The sequence below is a fragment of the Roseicyclus amphidinii genome (assembly GCF_030163755.1).
In the GTDB taxonomy this organism is placed as follows: domain Bacteria; phylum Pseudomonadota; class Alphaproteobacteria; order Rhodobacterales; family Rhodobacteraceae; genus Roseicyclus; species Roseicyclus amphidinii.
Map to the genome: position 1 here is coordinate 1 of NZ_JASJOE010000046.1, position 15,536 is coordinate 15,536.

13 protein-coding genes are annotated in these 15,536 nt (G+C 70.3%); 8 read left to right on the forward strand and 5 right to left on the reverse strand.

Annotated elements, in window-relative coordinates; translation table 11 throughout:
* The 3 genes from addB to trxA all read left to right on the forward strand — a co-directional run.
* On the forward strand, positions 1-1,945 hold a 1,945-nt coding region (addB, locus tag QQK83_RS14200; RefSeq protein ID WP_284265283.1), incomplete at its 5' end, for a double-strand break repair protein AddB.
* Positions 1,942-5,325 (forward strand): double-strand break repair helicase AddA, encoded by a 3,384-nt coding sequence (gene addA / locus QQK83_RS14205; protein WP_284265285.1) that lies wholly within the window; start codon positions 1,942-1,944, stop codon positions 5,323-5,325. The genes addB and addA, both read left to right, overlap by 4 nt.
* A gap of 64 nt (positions 5,326-5,389) precedes the next feature.
* Positions 5,390-5,710, forward strand: coding sequence for a thioredoxin (gene trxA, locus QQK83_RS14210; RefSeq protein WP_284265286.1), 321 nt, complete (start codon positions 5,390-5,392; stop codon positions 5,708-5,710).
* Positions 5,711-5,771: 61 nt separating this feature from the next.
* Here the strand turns inward: trxA and QQK83_RS14215 are convergent, their stop codons facing one another.
* Positions 5,772-8,045, reverse strand: a complete 2,274-nt coding sequence (locus tag QQK83_RS14215; protein ID WP_284265288.1) for a transglycosylase domain-containing protein — start codon at positions 8,043-8,045, stop codon at positions 5,772-5,774.
* A gap of 271 nt (positions 8,046-8,316) precedes the next feature.
* Between QQK83_RS14215 and QQK83_RS14220 the strand changes: the two genes are divergently transcribed.
* The 4 genes from QQK83_RS14220 to QQK83_RS14235 all read left to right on the forward strand — a co-directional run bounded on the left by QQK83_RS14220 (position 8,317) and on the right by QQK83_RS14235 (position 10,840).
* The gene (locus QQK83_RS14220) at positions 8,317-8,655 is read left to right on the forward strand and encodes a P-II family nitrogen regulator (RefSeq protein ID WP_284265290.1); all 339 of its coding nucleotides are present in this window, start codon (positions 8,317-8,319) and stop codon (positions 8,653-8,655) included.
* Between the two features lie 32 nt (positions 8,656-8,687).
* Complete coding sequence (gene amt, locus QQK83_RS14225) at positions 8,688-10,058, forward strand: ammonium transporter (protein WP_284265292.1); 1,371 nt, start codon at positions 8,688-8,690, stop codon at positions 10,056-10,058.
* Positions 10,059-10,204: 146 nt separating this feature from the next.
* Complete coding sequence (locus QQK83_RS14230) at positions 10,205-10,543, forward strand: type II toxin-antitoxin system Phd/YefM family antitoxin (protein ID WP_284265294.1); 339 nt, start codon at positions 10,205-10,207, stop codon at positions 10,541-10,543.
* A 12-nt stretch (positions 10,544-10,555) separates the two neighbouring features.
* Positions 10,556-10,840, forward strand: a complete 285-nt coding sequence (locus QQK83_RS14235) for a hypothetical protein (RefSeq protein ID WP_284265296.1) — start codon at positions 10,556-10,558, stop codon at positions 10,838-10,840.
* 16 nt (positions 10,841-10,856) lie between these two features.
* On the opposite strand, the gene trhO is transcribed toward QQK83_RS14235, so the two are convergent.
* Positions 10,857-11,774, reverse strand: coding sequence for an oxygen-dependent tRNA uridine(34) hydroxylase TrhO (trhO, locus tag QQK83_RS14240; RefSeq protein WP_284265298.1), 918 nt, complete (start codon positions 11,772-11,774; stop codon positions 10,857-10,859).
* A gap of 43 nt (positions 11,775-11,817) precedes the next feature.
* Positions 11,818-12,345 carry a flavodoxin domain-containing protein gene (locus QQK83_RS14245; RefSeq protein ID WP_284265301.1) on the reverse strand — a complete coding sequence of 176 codons (528 nt, stop codon included), beginning with the start codon at positions 12,343-12,345 and terminating at the stop codon, positions 11,818-11,820.
* A gap of 139 nt (positions 12,346-12,484) precedes the next feature.
* On the opposite strand from QQK83_RS14245, the gene pncA reads away from it, so the two are divergent.
* Positions 12,485-13,081: a bifunctional nicotinamidase/pyrazinamidase gene (pncA, locus tag QQK83_RS14250; RefSeq protein ID WP_284265304.1), complete on the forward strand. Its 597-nt coding sequence runs from the start codon at positions 12,485-12,487 to the stop codon at positions 13,079-13,081.
* Between the two features lie 4 nt (positions 13,082-13,085).
* Here the strand turns inward: pncA and QQK83_RS14255 are convergent, their stop codons facing one another.
* Together QQK83_RS14255 and QQK83_RS14260 are read right to left on the reverse strand one after the other, a co-directional pair.
* The gene (locus tag QQK83_RS14255; RefSeq protein ID WP_284265306.1) at positions 13,086-14,123 is read right to left on the reverse strand and encodes a YeeE/YedE thiosulfate transporter family protein; all 1,038 of its coding nucleotides are present in this window, start codon (positions 14,121-14,123) and stop codon (positions 13,086-13,088) included.
* A gap of 202 nt (positions 14,124-14,325) precedes the next feature.
* Positions 14,326-15,534 carry a THUMP domain-containing class I SAM-dependent RNA methyltransferase gene (locus QQK83_RS14260; RefSeq protein ID WP_284265308.1) on the reverse strand — a complete coding sequence of 403 codons (1,209 nt, stop codon included), beginning with the start codon at positions 15,532-15,534 and terminating at the stop codon, positions 14,326-14,328.
* Between the last annotated feature and the right edge of the window lie 2 nt (positions 15,535-15,536).

A 15,536-nucleotide genomic window follows, 5' to 3' on the forward strand; every position in this document is an offset into this window, starting at 1 on the left:
CGAAGCGGTGGAGGAGGGGCGCCGCGCCGCCGTCATCTCGCCCGACCGCGTGCTGACCCGGCAGGTCACCGCCGCGCTGGCGCGCTGGGGCATCCGGCCCGACGACAGCGCCGGTCAGCCGCTCTCCCTCAGCCCGCCGGGCCGTTTCCTGCGCCATGTCGCCGAGTTGGAGGCGCGGGCGGCGGACCCCGAGACGCTGGCCGTGATCCTGAAGCACCCGCTCTGCCACGGCGGGGCCGGGCACGGCCCGCACCTGACCCGCACCCGCGAGCTGGAAATGCAGGTTCTGCGCCGCGAGCCGGGCCTGCCCACCCGCGCGCGGCTGATGAGCTGGGCCGAAAAGCGCGAGAAAGACCCCGGCGCGACCGCATGGGTCGCGTGGCTTGCCGAGCACTTGCTGGCCGAGACCGACGCAGCCCCCACCCCGATGGAGACCCGCGTCGCCCGCCACCGCGCGCGGGCCGAGGCGTTGGCCGCGGGCCCCGACACGCCGGGCAGCGGCGCGCTCTACGAGGAAGACGCGGGCGCGGCCGCGCTCAAGCTCATGGACGACCTGAGCGCCGAGGCCGCCGTGGGCGGAGCGATCTCGGCGCTCGATTACCGCGACCTCTTCACCGCGCTGACCCGCGACCGCGAGGTGCGGCAGGCGCTCTTCCCCCATGCCGATGTGCTGATCTGGGGCACGCAGGAGGCGCGCGTTCAGGGCGCGGACCTGTTGATCTGCGCGGGGCTGAACGAAGGCGCATGGCCCGCAGCAGCACCCGCCGACCCGTGGCTGAACCGCAAGCTGCGCGCCGAGGCCGGGCTGCGCCTGCCCGACCGTGTGATCGGCCTGTCGGCGCATGACTTCCAGCAGGCCGCCATGGCGCCCGAGGTCTGGCTGACCCGCGCGCGGCGCAACGCCGAAACCGACACCGTCCCCTCGCGCTGGCTGAACCGGCTGGTGAACCTGCTCGACGGCGCAAGCGCCGAGACGAAAGCCGCGCTGGACGCGATGAAGGACCGCGGCAAGGATTACATCGCGCTGGCCGAGCGCGTGCTGTCGCCAACCGAGAACATCCCCTTCGAGCCGCGCCCGGCCCCCGCGCCCCCCGCCGCCGCGCGGCCCGAGCAACTCAGCGTGACCGAGGTCGAGACGCTGATCCGCGACCCCTACGCGATCTACGCCAAGCGCGTGCTGCGCCTGCGCGCGCTCGACCCGCTGCGCTCGGACCCCGACGCGCGGCTGCGCGGCAATATCCTGCACGACATCCTGCACCGCTTCGTGGACCAGACCCGCGCGGGCCTGCCCGACCGCGCCGCGGCGCAGGCGCTGCTGATGCAGATCACCGACGAAGAACTGGCCAAGGCCGCGCCCTTTCCCGCCGTCCGCCTGCTCTGGCGCGCGCGGATCGCGCGGGTGGCGGGGGTCATCCTCGACACCGAAACCGCGTTGCGCGCCCGTGGCACGCCCGACCACCTCGAGACCAAGGGCACATGGCCCGTCCCCGGAACCGGCGTCACGCTCACCGTCCGCGCCGACCGGCTGGATGTGCAGGCCGACGGGACGCTGGCGATCTACGATTACAAATCCGGTACCCCGCCCACCGCCGACCAGGAACGCGCCTTCACCAAGCAGCTCTGGATCGAGGCGCTGATGGCCGAGGCCGGGGCCTTCGAAGGCCTGCCCGCGGGGCAGCGGGTGGGGCGCATCGGCTACATCGGCCTTGGCGCGCAGCCGAAATTCGACCCGGTCGAGGTCGACGCTCTGGCCCTGCGCGAGATAGCCGAGGGCCTGACCAGACGCCTCACCCACATGCGCATTGAGACCACCGGCTTCCCCTCGCGCCGGTCGGTCAAGGACACGCGGTTCGCGGGCGATTACGACCAGCTTGCGCGCCACGGCGAATGGGACGAGGCCTTGAGGCCCACGCTGATCCCGGTGGGGCAGGGGGGCACGGAATGAACGACGCGAGCCTCGCCCAGATCACCGCCGCGAACCCCGTCACCTCGACATGGCTGTCGGCGAATGCCGGGTCCGGCAAGACCCGCGTTCTGACCGACCGGGTGGCGCGGCTCTTGCTGCAAGGGGTCAAGCCCGAGCGCATCCTGTGCCTGACCTACACCAAGGCCGCGGCGATGGAGATGCAGAACCGCCTGTTCCGCCGTCTGGGCGAATGGGCGATGATGCCCGACGCGACGCTGCGCGCCACGCTGGAAGAGATCGGCGAGGGCGGCATCGACGCGGAGCGGCTGCGCGCCGCGCGCACGCTCTTTGCTCGCGCGATCGAGGCGCCGGGCGGGCTGAAGATCCAGACCATCCACTCCTTCTGCGCCGCCGTCCTGCGCCGCTTTCCCTTGGAGGCCCGCGTCAGCCCCGGTTTCACCGAGATCGACGAGCGCGTGCAGACCCGGCTGATCGCCGACCTGATGGACGAAATGGCCGAACAGGATGCCCCGGCGCTCACCGGCCTGACCCCATGGCTGGGTGAGGAGGACGGTCTGCGCCGTCTCGCCCGCGAGGTGGCGGGTCGCGCCGAGGCGTTCGAGCCGCCATGGGACTGGGCGGCGATCTGCGACTGGGCGGGGATCGACACGGGCCTGACCGAAGACGCGCTTCTCGCGCAGGTCTTCGACGGGGACGAGCGCGACCTGTGCCATCTTCTGCTGAAAGGGCTGAACCCGGCCTATTCGATGCACAAGGCCGCCTGTTCCGTCATCCCGCGCGTGGCGTGGCACGCCCCGACCCTCGCCGATCTCGCCGCGCTCGAACACGCCTTCCTCAACGGCCCGGACGTGAAGAAAGAGCCGAACCAGCCCCGCGCGACCATCCTGACGAACAAGGGCGTGACGGCGGCCATGGGCGACGCGCTGGAGGCGCTGGCCGATTTCGCCGACCGGCTGGCCACGGCCCGCCCCTTGCGCCTTGCGCTGATGACCGCGCGGCGCACCGATGCGCTGCACCGCTTCGCGGCGGCCTTCCTGCCGCGCTACCAGCGCGCCAAGGCGCTGCGCGGCTGGCTCGATTTCGACGACCTGATCCGCGGCACCCTGCGCCTGCTCACCGCCGAGAAGATGGCGCAATGGGTGCTCTTCCGCCTCGACGGCGGGATCGACCACATCCTCGTCGACGAGGCGCAGGACACCAGCCCCCCGCAATGGAAGATCGTGCAGACGCTGGCCGAGGAATTCGCCGCGGGCGAGGGCGCGCGGGCGGACGTGACCCGGACGATCTTTGTCGTTGGCGACAAGAAACAGTCGATCTATTCCTTCCAGGGGGCCGACCCCGCGGGCTTCGACCGGATGCGCGCGCATTTCGAGGCGCGGCTGGCCGAGGTCGGCCAACCCTTCCAGTCGCGGGAGCTGAAACACTCCTTCCGCTCCGCCCCCGTCATCCTGTCGCTTGTGGACGCGGTCGCCGCGCGGGCGGGCGGGCCTGGGGTGGGGCCCGATGTCGGGCACCTGGCCTTTCACGGCGCGATGCCCGGCCGCGTCGATCTCTGGCCGGTGGTGGAGCCGTCCGAAAAGGCCAAGCCGCCCGAATGGGACGACCCGCAGGACATCGTCGCCGACGATCACCACTCCAACATCCTGGCCAATACCATCGCCACCCGCATCGCCGCGATGCTGGCCGCCGGTGAGCCGCTGCCCGGCAAGGACGGCCCGCGCCCGATCACGGCGGGCGATATCCTGATCCTCGTGCAAAGCCGCTCGCCGCTTTTTCGCAAGATCATCGCGGCGCTGAAGGAGGCGCGCCTGCCCGTCGCGGGCGTTGACCGCTCGGACCTGACCGCGCCGCTTGCGGTCAAGGACCTGATCGCGCTGATGCGCTTTCTCTCGCTGCCCGAGGATGACCTGTCGCTCGCCGCCGTGCTGCGCTCGCCCATCGGCGGCTGGTCCGAGGATGCGCTCTTCCGCCTCGCCCATCCGCGCCCCCGTGGTGCGTCGCTCTGGGAGGTGTTGCGCAAGGCCGAGGACGCGCATCCGCACACCGTCGCCATGCTGCGCGACCTGCGCAACAAGGCCGATTTCCTGCGCCCCTACGACCTTCTGGAACAGGCGCTGATCGTCCATGACGCCCGCCGCCGCCTGATCGCGCGCCTTGGCCCCGAGGCCGAGGACGGCATCGACGCGATGCTCGCGCAGGCGCTGAATTACGAGGCGATGGAGGTTCCCAGCCTGACCGGCTTCGTCGGCTGGCTCGAGGCGGGCGAGGTCACCGTCAAGCGCGACCTCGCGCAGGCGGGCGGGCAGATCCGGGTGATGACGGTGCATGGCGCCAAGGGGCTGGAGGCCCCTGTGGTGATCCTGCCCGACACCGCCATCCGGCAGGGCAGGGGCGGCGCGCGGATCGACCTTGTCACGCCCGAGGGCGGGCCGCTTGTCTGGGCGAAAAGCGCGGACGCGACCGAGGCGGTTCAGGCCGCGCTCGACGCGCAGAAGGCGCGCGAGGCCGAGGAGCGCAACCGCCTGCTCTATGTCGCCATGACCCGCGCGGAAAGCTGGCTGATCGTCGCCGCCGCGGGCAAGACCGCGACCGAAAAGGGCGGGCCGGAGGCCAGCTGGTATGAAACCATCCGCGACGGGCTGGAGACGCTTGCGCCCGTGCCGCTCCTGCTGCCCGAGATCGCGGGGGAGGGCCTGCGCCTGCAGTCGGGCGACTGGACGCCGGTGCCCCCCGCGCCCGATGCGAGCACCGCCCCCACGCCGCTGCCCGACTGGATCGGCACGGCGGCCCCCCCCTCGCGCCGCGAGGTGCAGGCGCGCACGCCCTCGGACCTTGGCGGGGCCAAGATCGTCGCGGGGGCGGATGCGGGCCTCGACACCGAGACCGCGCTGCGCCGCGGGCGGCTTGTTCACCTGCTTCTCGAACACCTGCCGGGCCGGCCCCCCGCCGCATGGGCCGAAGCCGCGCCCGGCATCCTTGCGCTGGAACCGGGCGAGACCGACGCGACCCTCGCCGCCGATTGCCTGTCGGAGGCCACGCGCGTCCTGACCGCCCCCGACCTCGCACACCTCTTCGCGCCCGACGCGCTGGCCGAGGTCACGCTGACCGGCGACGCGCCCGACCTCGGCGGCCCGATGATCGGCACCATCGACCGGCTGATCGTCACCGACACCCATATCCTTGCCGTCGATTTCAAGACCAACGCCGCCGTCCCCGCCACGCCCGAAGACACGCCCGAGGGCCTCAAGCGCCAGATGGGCGCTTACGCGGCCATGCTCGCCCCGCTCTACCCCGACCGCCGGATCGAGACCGCGATCCTCTGGACGCGGACCGCAACCCTCATGCCCCTGCCACACGATGTCGTGTCCGCCGCGCTGGCGCGCGCAAGCTCTGCTTGACCCTGACGGGGGCGGTCCTTACGTTCTGCAGCCGACCCAACATGCGCCAGGAGGGCCACACGCCATGGCAACCGTTTCCGTTTCCGACGCCACCTTCGACGCCGAAGTGCGCCAGTCCGACATCCCCGTCGTCGTGGATTTCTGGGCCGAGTGGTGCGGCCCCTGCAAGCAGATCGGCCCCGCGCTGGAGGAACTCAGCGCCGAATACGAAGGCCGCGTGAAGATCGTGAAGGTCAACGTGGACGAGAACCCCCAGTCGCCCATGCAGCTGGGCGTGCGCGGCATCCCCGCGCTGTTCATGTTCAAGGGCGGCGAGGTCGTGTCGAACAAGATCGGCGCAGCCCCCAAGGCCGCGCTTCAGAAATGGATCGACGAGGCGGTCTGAGACCGCGCGCCCCGCGACCAAAGACAAAGGCGCCCCGCGGGGCGCCTTTTTTCTTGCCCGGTCACTCCCGCCCCAGAAGCCCGTTCAGAACCCGCATCAGGATCTGGTCGGCCTCGTCGGGCGCAGGCCCCAGAAGCGTGCCGCGCGGCGGTGGTTCGCCTCCGACGCCCACGCTCCCGTCGGGGCCGTATTCCACGACCAGCGGCGCGGGCCGCGCGGCCTCGACCGGGTCGATCATCGGCAAGGGGCGCGGCGGGATGTCGGCCTGGATGCGCTCCATCGTTTGCCGCCAGATCTCGGCCGGCAATCCGCCGCCGGTGACGCCCGAAAGGGGCTGGTTGTCGTCATAGCCCATCCAGACGCCCGCGACGTAATCGGCGGTGAAGCCGATGAACCACGCGTCGCGCTGGCTGTTGGTGGTGCCGGTCTTGCCCGCGACGGGCCGGTCGGGCAACTGCGCACGCTGGCCCGTCCCCTGCGCCACGGCGACCGACATCATGTAGGTCAGCTGCCGCGCGGCGTTCTCGGAAATCACGCGCTCCTGGATGCCGCTCTGCTGCTCGAACATCGGCGTGCTGTCGCCCAGCAGGCGCAGCTCCTGCACGCCGTAGGGCAAGACCGCCGAGCCGCCGTTGAGGATGCCCGCATAAGCGCCCGTCATCTCGATCAGCGTCGATTCCGAGGCCCCCAGCGCCAGCGCCGGGCCATCGGCGAGGCTGCTTTCGATCCCGAATTGCGAGGCGACCGTGCGGACCAGGTCGCGCCCCGCCTCCTCGCTCAGCCGCACCGCGGCGGTGTTGAGCGACTGGCGCAGCGCCTCGGTCAGGGTGATTTCGCCGTAGAACTCGCCGGTGTAATTCTCGGGTGACCACGGCCCCGAGCCGGGAATGTCGATGGTCAGCGGCGCATCGAGGATCAGGTCGTCGAAGCGCCAGCCAAGGTCCAGCGCGGTGGCATAGACGAAGGGCTTGAAGGCGGACCCCGTCTGCCGCATCGCCTGCGTCGCCCGGTTGAACAGGCCGGTGCCCTCGGTGTCGCGGCCGCCGACCATGGCGCGCACCGCGCCGTCGGCCGACATCACCACGATGGCCGCCTGCGCCTCGGACCCTTCGCGCACCTGGTTGGCAAAGACGTTTTCCAGCGCCGCCTCGGCGGCGGCCTGCATGTCCGCGTCAAAGGTGGTGCGGATGATCACGTCCTCGGTCGTGTCGCCGGTCAGGAAATCCGGGCCGCTGGCCATGATCCAGTCGGCGAAATAGCCGCCGGTGTCCTGCTCGGCGGCGTCGGACAGGCGGGCGGGATTGGCCTGCGCCGCCTCGGCCTGCGCCGCGGTCAGGTAACCCTGGTCCTCCATCAGCCGGATCACGGTGGCCGCGCGGCGCTGCGCGCGCTCGAGGTTGCGGGTCGGCGCGTAATAGGAGGGCGCGACCAGCAGCCCGGCCAGCATCGCGGCCTGTTGCGGGTTCAGGTCCGAGGAGGAGATGCCGAAATACCGCTGCGCCGCGGCCTCGAAGCCGCGGGTGCCCGCACCGAGATAGGCGCGGTTGAAATAGATCGAAAGGATCTCGTCCTTGCTGTAGCGCGCCTCCATCGCCAGCGCGAAGGGCAGCTCCTGGATCTTGCGCCAGATCGTCGTGCGGCGGCAGTCCTGCTCGTAATCGGCCTCGCTCTCCCACAGCTCGGGGTCATAGGGCACGCCGAGGCACATCAGCTTGGCCACCTGCTGCGTGATGGTCGAGCCGCCATGCCCCGACAGCGGGCCGCGCCCCTCGGACAGGTTGATGCGGATCGCGCTGGCGATGCCGCGCGGGCTGACGCCGAGGTGCCGGTAAAAGCGGCGGTCCTCGGTGGCGACGACCGCATGGGTCAGGTGGTCCGACACCGTGCCGGGGTCGATCGCACCGCCGAACTGCTCGCCGCGCCAGGCGAAGACAGTGCCGTCGCGGTCCAGCATCGTGACCGAGCCGCGGGCGCGCGCGTCGACCACCGCCGAGACTTCGGGAAGCTGTGCATAATAGTAGGCGGTCGCGGCCCCCAGCAGCAGCAGAACCGCTGCCGTGCCGCGCCAGACCAGCCCCCAGATGATCCGCCAGACAAAGCGCACGAGCGCCGCGATCCAGCCCAGGGGCCCCCTTGGCCGCGGCCGTGGCGCGCGGGTCTTGCGGCTGCGGCGCGGGGGGCGTCCCCCGCCGTTGCCACCGCCACCCTTGCCCCCGCTGCCGCCACCTGTCGCGGCCTTGCGCGGGGTCTGTGCTGCGGGCGCAGCCCGCCTGTCGGCCACGAGGCTGCGACGCCCCGAGGGCGCGGATCGACGGCCGGTGCCGGGAGAATTCATCGAACTGCCTCTGCCTCTTTTGGTCGGAAGATAGGCAAAAACGAGTCGCTTGTGGACTCTCTTCGCCGCATCGCCGCATCAATATGATGCCCAAAAAGCGGGCGATGCCGCGAGAATGCACAAACTTTACGCAATTTCATCCGGCAGTTGCGCCCGCCCGCGCCCGTTCCGTTGCTCCTGACGCGTCCTGCACATGATTTGGGCCCGTGTCGTCCGCAGTGCAACGGGTCGGCCGGGCGAAACCGGATCAACTACCGGAAGGGTGAATGACGTGAAACTAATCATCGCAGCGATCAAGCCGTTCAAGCTCGAGGAGGTCCGCGAGGCGCTGACCGCAATCGGCGTGCGCGGCATGATGGTGACCGAGATCAAGGGCTTCGGCTCGCAGTCGGGTCACACGGAAATCTACCGCGGCGCGGAATATGCCGTGAACTTCGTTCCCAAGGTCAAGCTCGAGATCGTGGTCGCGGCCTCGATGGCCGACCAGGTGGTCGAAACCATCCAGAAGACCGCCAAGACCGACAAGATCGGCGACGGCAAGATCTTCGTCCTCGACGTGCAGAGCGCCGTGCGGGTCCGCACCGGCGAAACCAACGACGACGCGCTCTGACGCGCCTTTCAACGAAAAGGATCATCACAGTCATGACCAACAAGTTTCTCCTTCCGCTCGCTGCCGTGGCCACCGCCGCGCTGCTGCCTGCGACGGGTTTCGCGCAGGAGGCCGCCGAGGCCGCGGCGGAAATCCCCGCGGTCTCCGACGAGGTCGTCTGGATCTTCAACTCGCTGCTGTTCCTGATCGGCGGCTTCCTCGTGTTCTTCATGGCCGCGGGCTTCGCCATGCTCGAGGGCGGCCTGGTGCGGTCGAAGAACGTCACCATGCAGATGACCAAGAACGTCGCGCTCTTCTCGCTCGCGGCGATCATGTACTGGCTGATCGGCTACAACCTGATGTACCCGCTGGGCGACTGGGCCATCGAAGGCTGGTTCTCGGGCCTGTTCCCGTCCTGGGGCGTGATGGAAGCCGTCTACCTGGCCGACCAGGGCCTCGCGGGCGCGGATGATGCCTCCTATGCCTCGACCGGCTCGGACTTCATCTTCCAGCTGATGTTCTGCGCCGCCACCGCCTCGATCGTGTCGGGCGCGCTGGCCGAGCGGATCAAGCTGTGGCCCTTCCTGATCTTCGTCATGGTCCTGACCGGCTTCATCTACCCGCTGACCGCATCCTGGCAGTGGGGCGGCGGCTGGCTGTCCGAAGCGGGCTTCTCCGACTTCGCAGGCTCGACCGTGGTTCACGCCTGTGGCGCCGCCGCGGCACTGGCCGGTGCGCTGGTCCTCGGCCCGCGCCTGGGCAAGTACAAGGACGGCCGCGTCAACCCGATGCCGGGCTCCAACCTCGCGCTGGCCACGCTGGGCATGTTCATCCTGTGGCTGGGCTGGTTCGGCTTCAACGGCGGCTCGCAGCTGGCCATGGGTTCGGCAGCCGATATCGCCGACGTCAGCCGGATCTTCGCCAACACCAACATGGCTGCCGCAGCCGGTGCCGTCGCGGCGCTGATCCTGACCCAGCTGATGTATGGCAAGGCCGACCTGACCATGGTCCTGAACGGTGCGCTGGCCGGCCTCGTGTCGATCACCGCCGAGCCGCTGGCCCCATCGCTCGGCCTGGCGCTGATCATCGGTGCCGTCGGTGGCCTGATCGTGGTGCTGACCGTCCCGATGCTGGACAAGCTCAAGATCGACGACGTCGTCGGCGCGATCCCGGTCCACGGCTTTGCCGGCATCTGGGGCACCCTCGCGGTCGTCCTGACCGGCGGCTACCACGGCGAAGCGGCGCTGGGCACCCAGCTGCTGGGCATGGTCGCCATCATCGGCACCACCTTCGTGCTGTCGCTGATCGTCTGGATCGTGCTCAAGGCGATCATGGGCATCCGCGTCTCGGAAGAGGCCGAGCTGGCGGGCCTCGACGTGGCCGAGCTGGGCATGGAAGCCTACCCGGATTTCACCAAGGGCTGATCCGAACCTCCCTTCGGACAGACAGGGAAAGGGGCGCCTCCGGGCGCCCCTTTTTTCGTGTGAGAAACGTCATCGGGCCCATCTTGCCAAATGAGCCATTCCGTCCATACTGGCCAGTGACACCGCCGCCGCCGGAGGAGCCTACCGTGAAGACCGTCACCGCCGTCGAGGCCAAGAACAGCTTCGGTCGCCTGCTCGAGGCCGCGCATCGTGAGCCGGTCCTCGTGACCAAGAACAACCGCGAGGTTGCGGCGATGCTGTCGATGGAGGATCTGCGCGCGCTGGCCGATACCTTCCTCGCCGACCCGCTCAAGGCGGATGTCGCCGAAGGCAGGCGTGCTCTTCTCGATGCCGTCATGGCGCAGATCGACATCAACCGACGGATCGAGGCCGGGCGCAAGGCCATCGTCGAAGGTCGCGGGACGGTGGCCGATGACGCCTATTTCCAAGGTCTGCGCGACCGTGCGCTGGCCCGCTGGTCCTGACCGTCAACCCGGATGAAGGGCGCCACGATCATCCTCGCCCCCGAGGTGGACGCAGCGATCCTGCGCCTGATCGACCACGTGGACCCTTCCGACATCCCGAACGTGCTTAGGTTCCTCGACGGAATCCATCAGCGCATGGCGCGCACCCTGTCAGCCTTTCCCGAAGCCGACGTGGCGTTCCAAGGGAGCGTGCGCTTCCTGGCGCTCGAGGGCTACACCTATCTCTACGAGTATCACGGAGACCTGAACGAGGTGCATGTCCTGGACCTCATGATGCCGGGGCAGAACTGGCGATAGCTCGGGCGTCTGGCTTTCACTCCCCGCGCGCCACCGCCCCCACATGCGCCGCGCCGCGCGCCTCGGCCAGCTTCACCTGCCGTTGCCGTTCGCGGAACCGCGCGCGGTCGTCCTCGGAATATTCCCCCACGCAGAGGTGGCATTGCACCCCCTCCTCATACTCGGGCCGCGCGCGGTCCTCGGGCAGGATCGGCCGCCGACAGGCGCGGCACAGCTCATGGGGCAGCACCTCCAGCCCGTGACCCACCGCCACCCGTTCGTCGAAGACGAAACAGCCACCGTCCCACAGGCTTTCGCCCTCCGGCACCTCCTCGAGATATTTCAGGATGCCGCCCTTCAGGTGATAGACCTCGTCGACCCCCTGCGCCTTGAGAAAGGCCGTGGATTTCTCGCAGCGGATGCCGCCGGTGCAGAACATGGCGATGCGCTTGTTATGGAACCGATCCTTGTTCGCCGCCCACCACGCCGGAAAATCGCGGAAGCTTTCGGTCTCGGGGTCCACCGCGCCGCGGAAGGTGCCGATGGCGACCTCGTAATCGTTGCGCGTGTCGATCACGGCGACATCGGGCGCGGAAATCAGCGCGTTCCACGCCGCGGGCTCCACGTAGGTGCCCACGATGGCGCGCGGGTCCGTGCCCGGAACGCCCATCGTCACGATCTCGCGCTTCAACCGCACCTTCATCCGGCCAAAGGGCATCGCCTCGGCGCTGCTCTCCTTCCATTCCAACCCGGCGCAGCCGGGCAGGGCGCGGATATGCGCCAGCACCGCGTCGATGCCCGCGCGGCTGCCCGCGATGGTGCCGTTGATCCCTTCACCCGCCAGCAAAAGCGTGCCCTTCACCCCCTCGGCCTCGCAGAGCGACAAAAGCGGCCCGCGCAGGCTTGCCGGGTCGGGAAAGGCGGTGAACTGGTAGAGGGCGGCAACCGTGATCATGGGCGCGCACATAGGCGCGGGCGCGGCGCGCCACAAGCCGACATCAGGCCGCAAGCCACGCCAAAACCGTGGCCTCCAGCGCCGCCCAATCGGTATACTCCTTGTCCTGCGACAGGTCGGCCTGCGCGTCCTTCGCGGCGATGATCCGGCGCATGGTGAAGCGGGTGAAGACATCGTAGCGCGACGGCGCATAGGCGCCCGCCACCTGCACCACCTGCGCGGGCGTCCAGCCGGTCGCCTGCGCCATGTCCCCGGCGATGCGGTCGAGCGCCCGCCACTCCGCGGCGTCATGCCCTGCGGCGGCCAGCGACACCGACAAGAACAGCACCGGATGCGCGTTCAGCCAGTCGCGCCGGGCCTCGGCGAAGGCCGCGAGCGAAGGCTGGTAGTGCCCGACATGCACCGAGGCCGCCAGGATCGCCCGGTCGAACCGCCCCATCTCGAGGTCGCCGGCATCCTCCAGCGCCAAAAGCTCCACCGCATGCCCGCCATCCGCCAGCCGGTCGGCGACATGCCGCGCGATCTTGCGGGTCTGCCCCTGCGTCGAGGCATATCCGACCAGCAGTTTCATCTCGCCCTCCGTCGGTGGTGGTGATGCGGCGCAGCCTGCCACCCCGGCGCGCCCCGCGCCTTGATGCCGGTCAAACCGCCCCGCCCTTTCACCGCCTGCCCCGCTGTGGCACACAAGGGGCGACCGACCGGAGGACGCCATGACCCAAGCCCTGATCGTGATCGACGTGCAAAACGATTTCTGCCCCGGCGGCGCGCTTGCCGTGCCCGAGGGCGACCTGATCGTGCCCGGCATCACCGCGCTGATGACCGAGTTTCCCGTGGTCATCCTGACGCAGGATTGGCACCCGGCGGGCCATTCCTCCTTCGCGTCCGAGCATCCCGGCAAAGCGCCGATGGAGATGACCGAGATGCCCTACGGCCCGCAGGTGCTCTGGCCCGATCACTGCATCCAGGGCAGCATCGGCGCGCAGTTCCACCCCGACCTGACCGTGAACCGCGCCGACCTGATCCTCCGCAAGGGCTTCAACCGCGCCATCGACAGCTACTCGGCCTTTTTCGAGAACGACCGCACGACGCCCACGGGCCTCGAGGGCTACCTGAGGACCCGCGGCATCACCCGGCTGACCATGGTCGGCCTCGCCACCGATTTCTGCGTGAATTACTCGGCGGTCGACGCCGCGAAGCTGGGCTTCGACGTGACGGTGCGGCAGGACCTCTGCCGCGCCATCGACTTCGGTGGCTCGCTCGCCGCCGCGCAGGCGGGGATGACGCAGGCGGGCGTGACGCTCGCCTGACGGCTCACTCGGCCGCCACCATCCGCCCCGCGCCCCGGCGCGACAGGACAGCGTCCGCGGCAAGGATGCCCGCCACGATGGACCCCAGCGCGATCAGCGCGGCGACCCCCAGCGTCGGCACCCCGGCAAGGCCCGCGCCCACGGTGCAGCCGCCCGCCAGCACACCGCCCACGCCCATCAGGACCGCGCCGCCAAGGCTGCGCCCCATCTGCCCCGCGCTCTCGAAGCTCTCCACCCGGAAGCTGCGCGAGCCCACGGCCGCCAGCAGCGCACCGGCCAGCACACCGCCCACCAGCCCCGCGCCGAAGCCCGCGCTCGTCACCTGCGCCGCAACTCCCCAGAAGATCGTCTCGGCAAACGGCCCGGTAAAGGCCAACCCCTCCAGCGGGATCGCGTCGAACTCGTCGAACAGCACGTAGCCCGTGCCCACCCAGGCCAGCGGCACCAGCGCCCCCAGCAGCGCCGCTCCCGCCAACACGGAAACCCGCGCCCCCGAGCGCCACACCACCAGCGCCGCCAGCCCCGCGACCACCGCCGCCCAGATCCAGCCCGCGCCCGGCAGCGCGCCCGGCCCCGCCACCGTCACCGACCCCATCGCCACGCGGACAGGCGCAAGCGCCCCCTGCAGCGTCGCCTGTGCCGCCACCGCGGCCACCACGATCGCCACAAGCGCCCGCAGGTTGCCGCTTGCCGACAAGACCGTCAGCCGCGACAGGCAGCCCCGCGCCAGCACCGTGCCCAGCCCGAACATCAGCCCACCGGCCACCAGCGCCACGACCGGCAGCGCCTCGACATGGAACCGGTGCGCCCCGAACGAGACCAGCCCGAGCGCCACCGCCCCCTGCGTGCCCAGAACGGCCACCAGCAGCGCCATCGCCCAGACGCCCCGCGCCTCCGCACGTTCGTCTTCGGGGCCCACCAGCGCGCGCCGCAGGCAAAAGCGTGTCAGCTGCGCCAGCGCGCCAAAGCCAAGGCCCACCAGCAGCCCGAACCACACCGACGCCTCCCGCGGCGTCATCTCAAGGCCAAGCGTCTCGAACATCGCGCATCTCCTGCCGGGCCGACAGGGCCCCATCGCGCGCCAGCTAGGGCCACGGCCGCCGAGTCGCAACAGGGCGGACCGGGAAACCATCCCGCCAACCCTGCCGCAGGCAAAACAGGCGTTCCAACATCCGCAAATCCGAACGAAGCCATCGGGCCACCCGTCCCGAAACAGACCGCCCGTCCCTATTTCGCAGCCGCCCTCAGATCCGCCCGCGCCAAAGCTGCACCTTGGTCCCGGAATGATCCACCGGCCCGAACGGCTCCAGCGCCAGCCCGGTGGCCTTGGCCAGCCCCCCGTCGCTCGTCACGATCCCGACGGACCATCCCGCGAAGCGCTCGCGCAAGACGCCGCCAAGCGCCCCGTACAGCCCGAAGAGCAGCTTCCGCTCCCCGATCCGCGCCCCGTAAGGCGGGTTGGTCAGCACGATCCCCGGCGCACAGCCCTCGGGCGGCGCAAGATCGCTCACCGCCGCCCGCGCGAAACGGCAGACACCCGCCACCCCCGCGCGCTCGGCATTGCCGGTGGCCCCCCGGATCGCCCCGTCATCCCGGTCGAAACCGAAGAACCGCGCCCCCGCTTCTCCGCTTTCCAAATATCCCCGCCGGAGGCTCCCGTCCCCGCCACCCGCGCCACCCTCCGAAGGCCCGGGCGCAGCATCCCCCCACCGCCGTAGGCCGGGCTTCAGCCCGGCACTGCCGGCCCTGCCGGCAGCCCCGGCCAGTCTGTCGAACGCAAACCCCCGCGAGCGCCCCGGCACCAGTCCCAGCGCGATCTCGGCCGCCTCCAGCACGATCGTCCCCGACCCGCACATCGGATCGACCACCGCCTGCGTCCCGTCGAACCCCATCTCCCACAGGAACGCCGCCGCCATGCTCTCGCGCAGGGGCGCCTTGCCGACAAAGGCCTTGTGCCCCCGCCGGTGCAAGGGCTCGCCCGTGGTATCCAGCGACACCGTGCAGAGGTCATCCTCGATCCGCGCTTTCACCACCACCTCGGCCTCTGCCGAAACCGGCACCCCGGCGGCGGCAATCGCCCCCGCGATCCGCTGGGCCGCGGCCTTGTGGTGATAGATCTTCGACTTGCGGCACACCGCCTCGACCCGCACCGGCACGTCATCGCGCAACCAGTCGCGCCACGCGAGTTTGCGCGCCCGCTTGTCGAGCTGCGCAAGATGCATCGCCCGGAACGCCGCCACGCGCCACAGCACCCGCACCGCGCAGCGCAACCGTGTGTTGGCCCGCGCGGCCTCCGCCAGACCGCCCGCGACCTCGACGCCGCCGGGCACCACCCGCACGCCGTCAAAGCCCGCGCGCGCGGCCTCGGCCGCCAGCGCGGCCTCAAGCCCCGGCACCGCCACCAGGAACAGAACGCCCGGCTCCGTCACCGGGCCGGGCGCATCATCGGCCATGG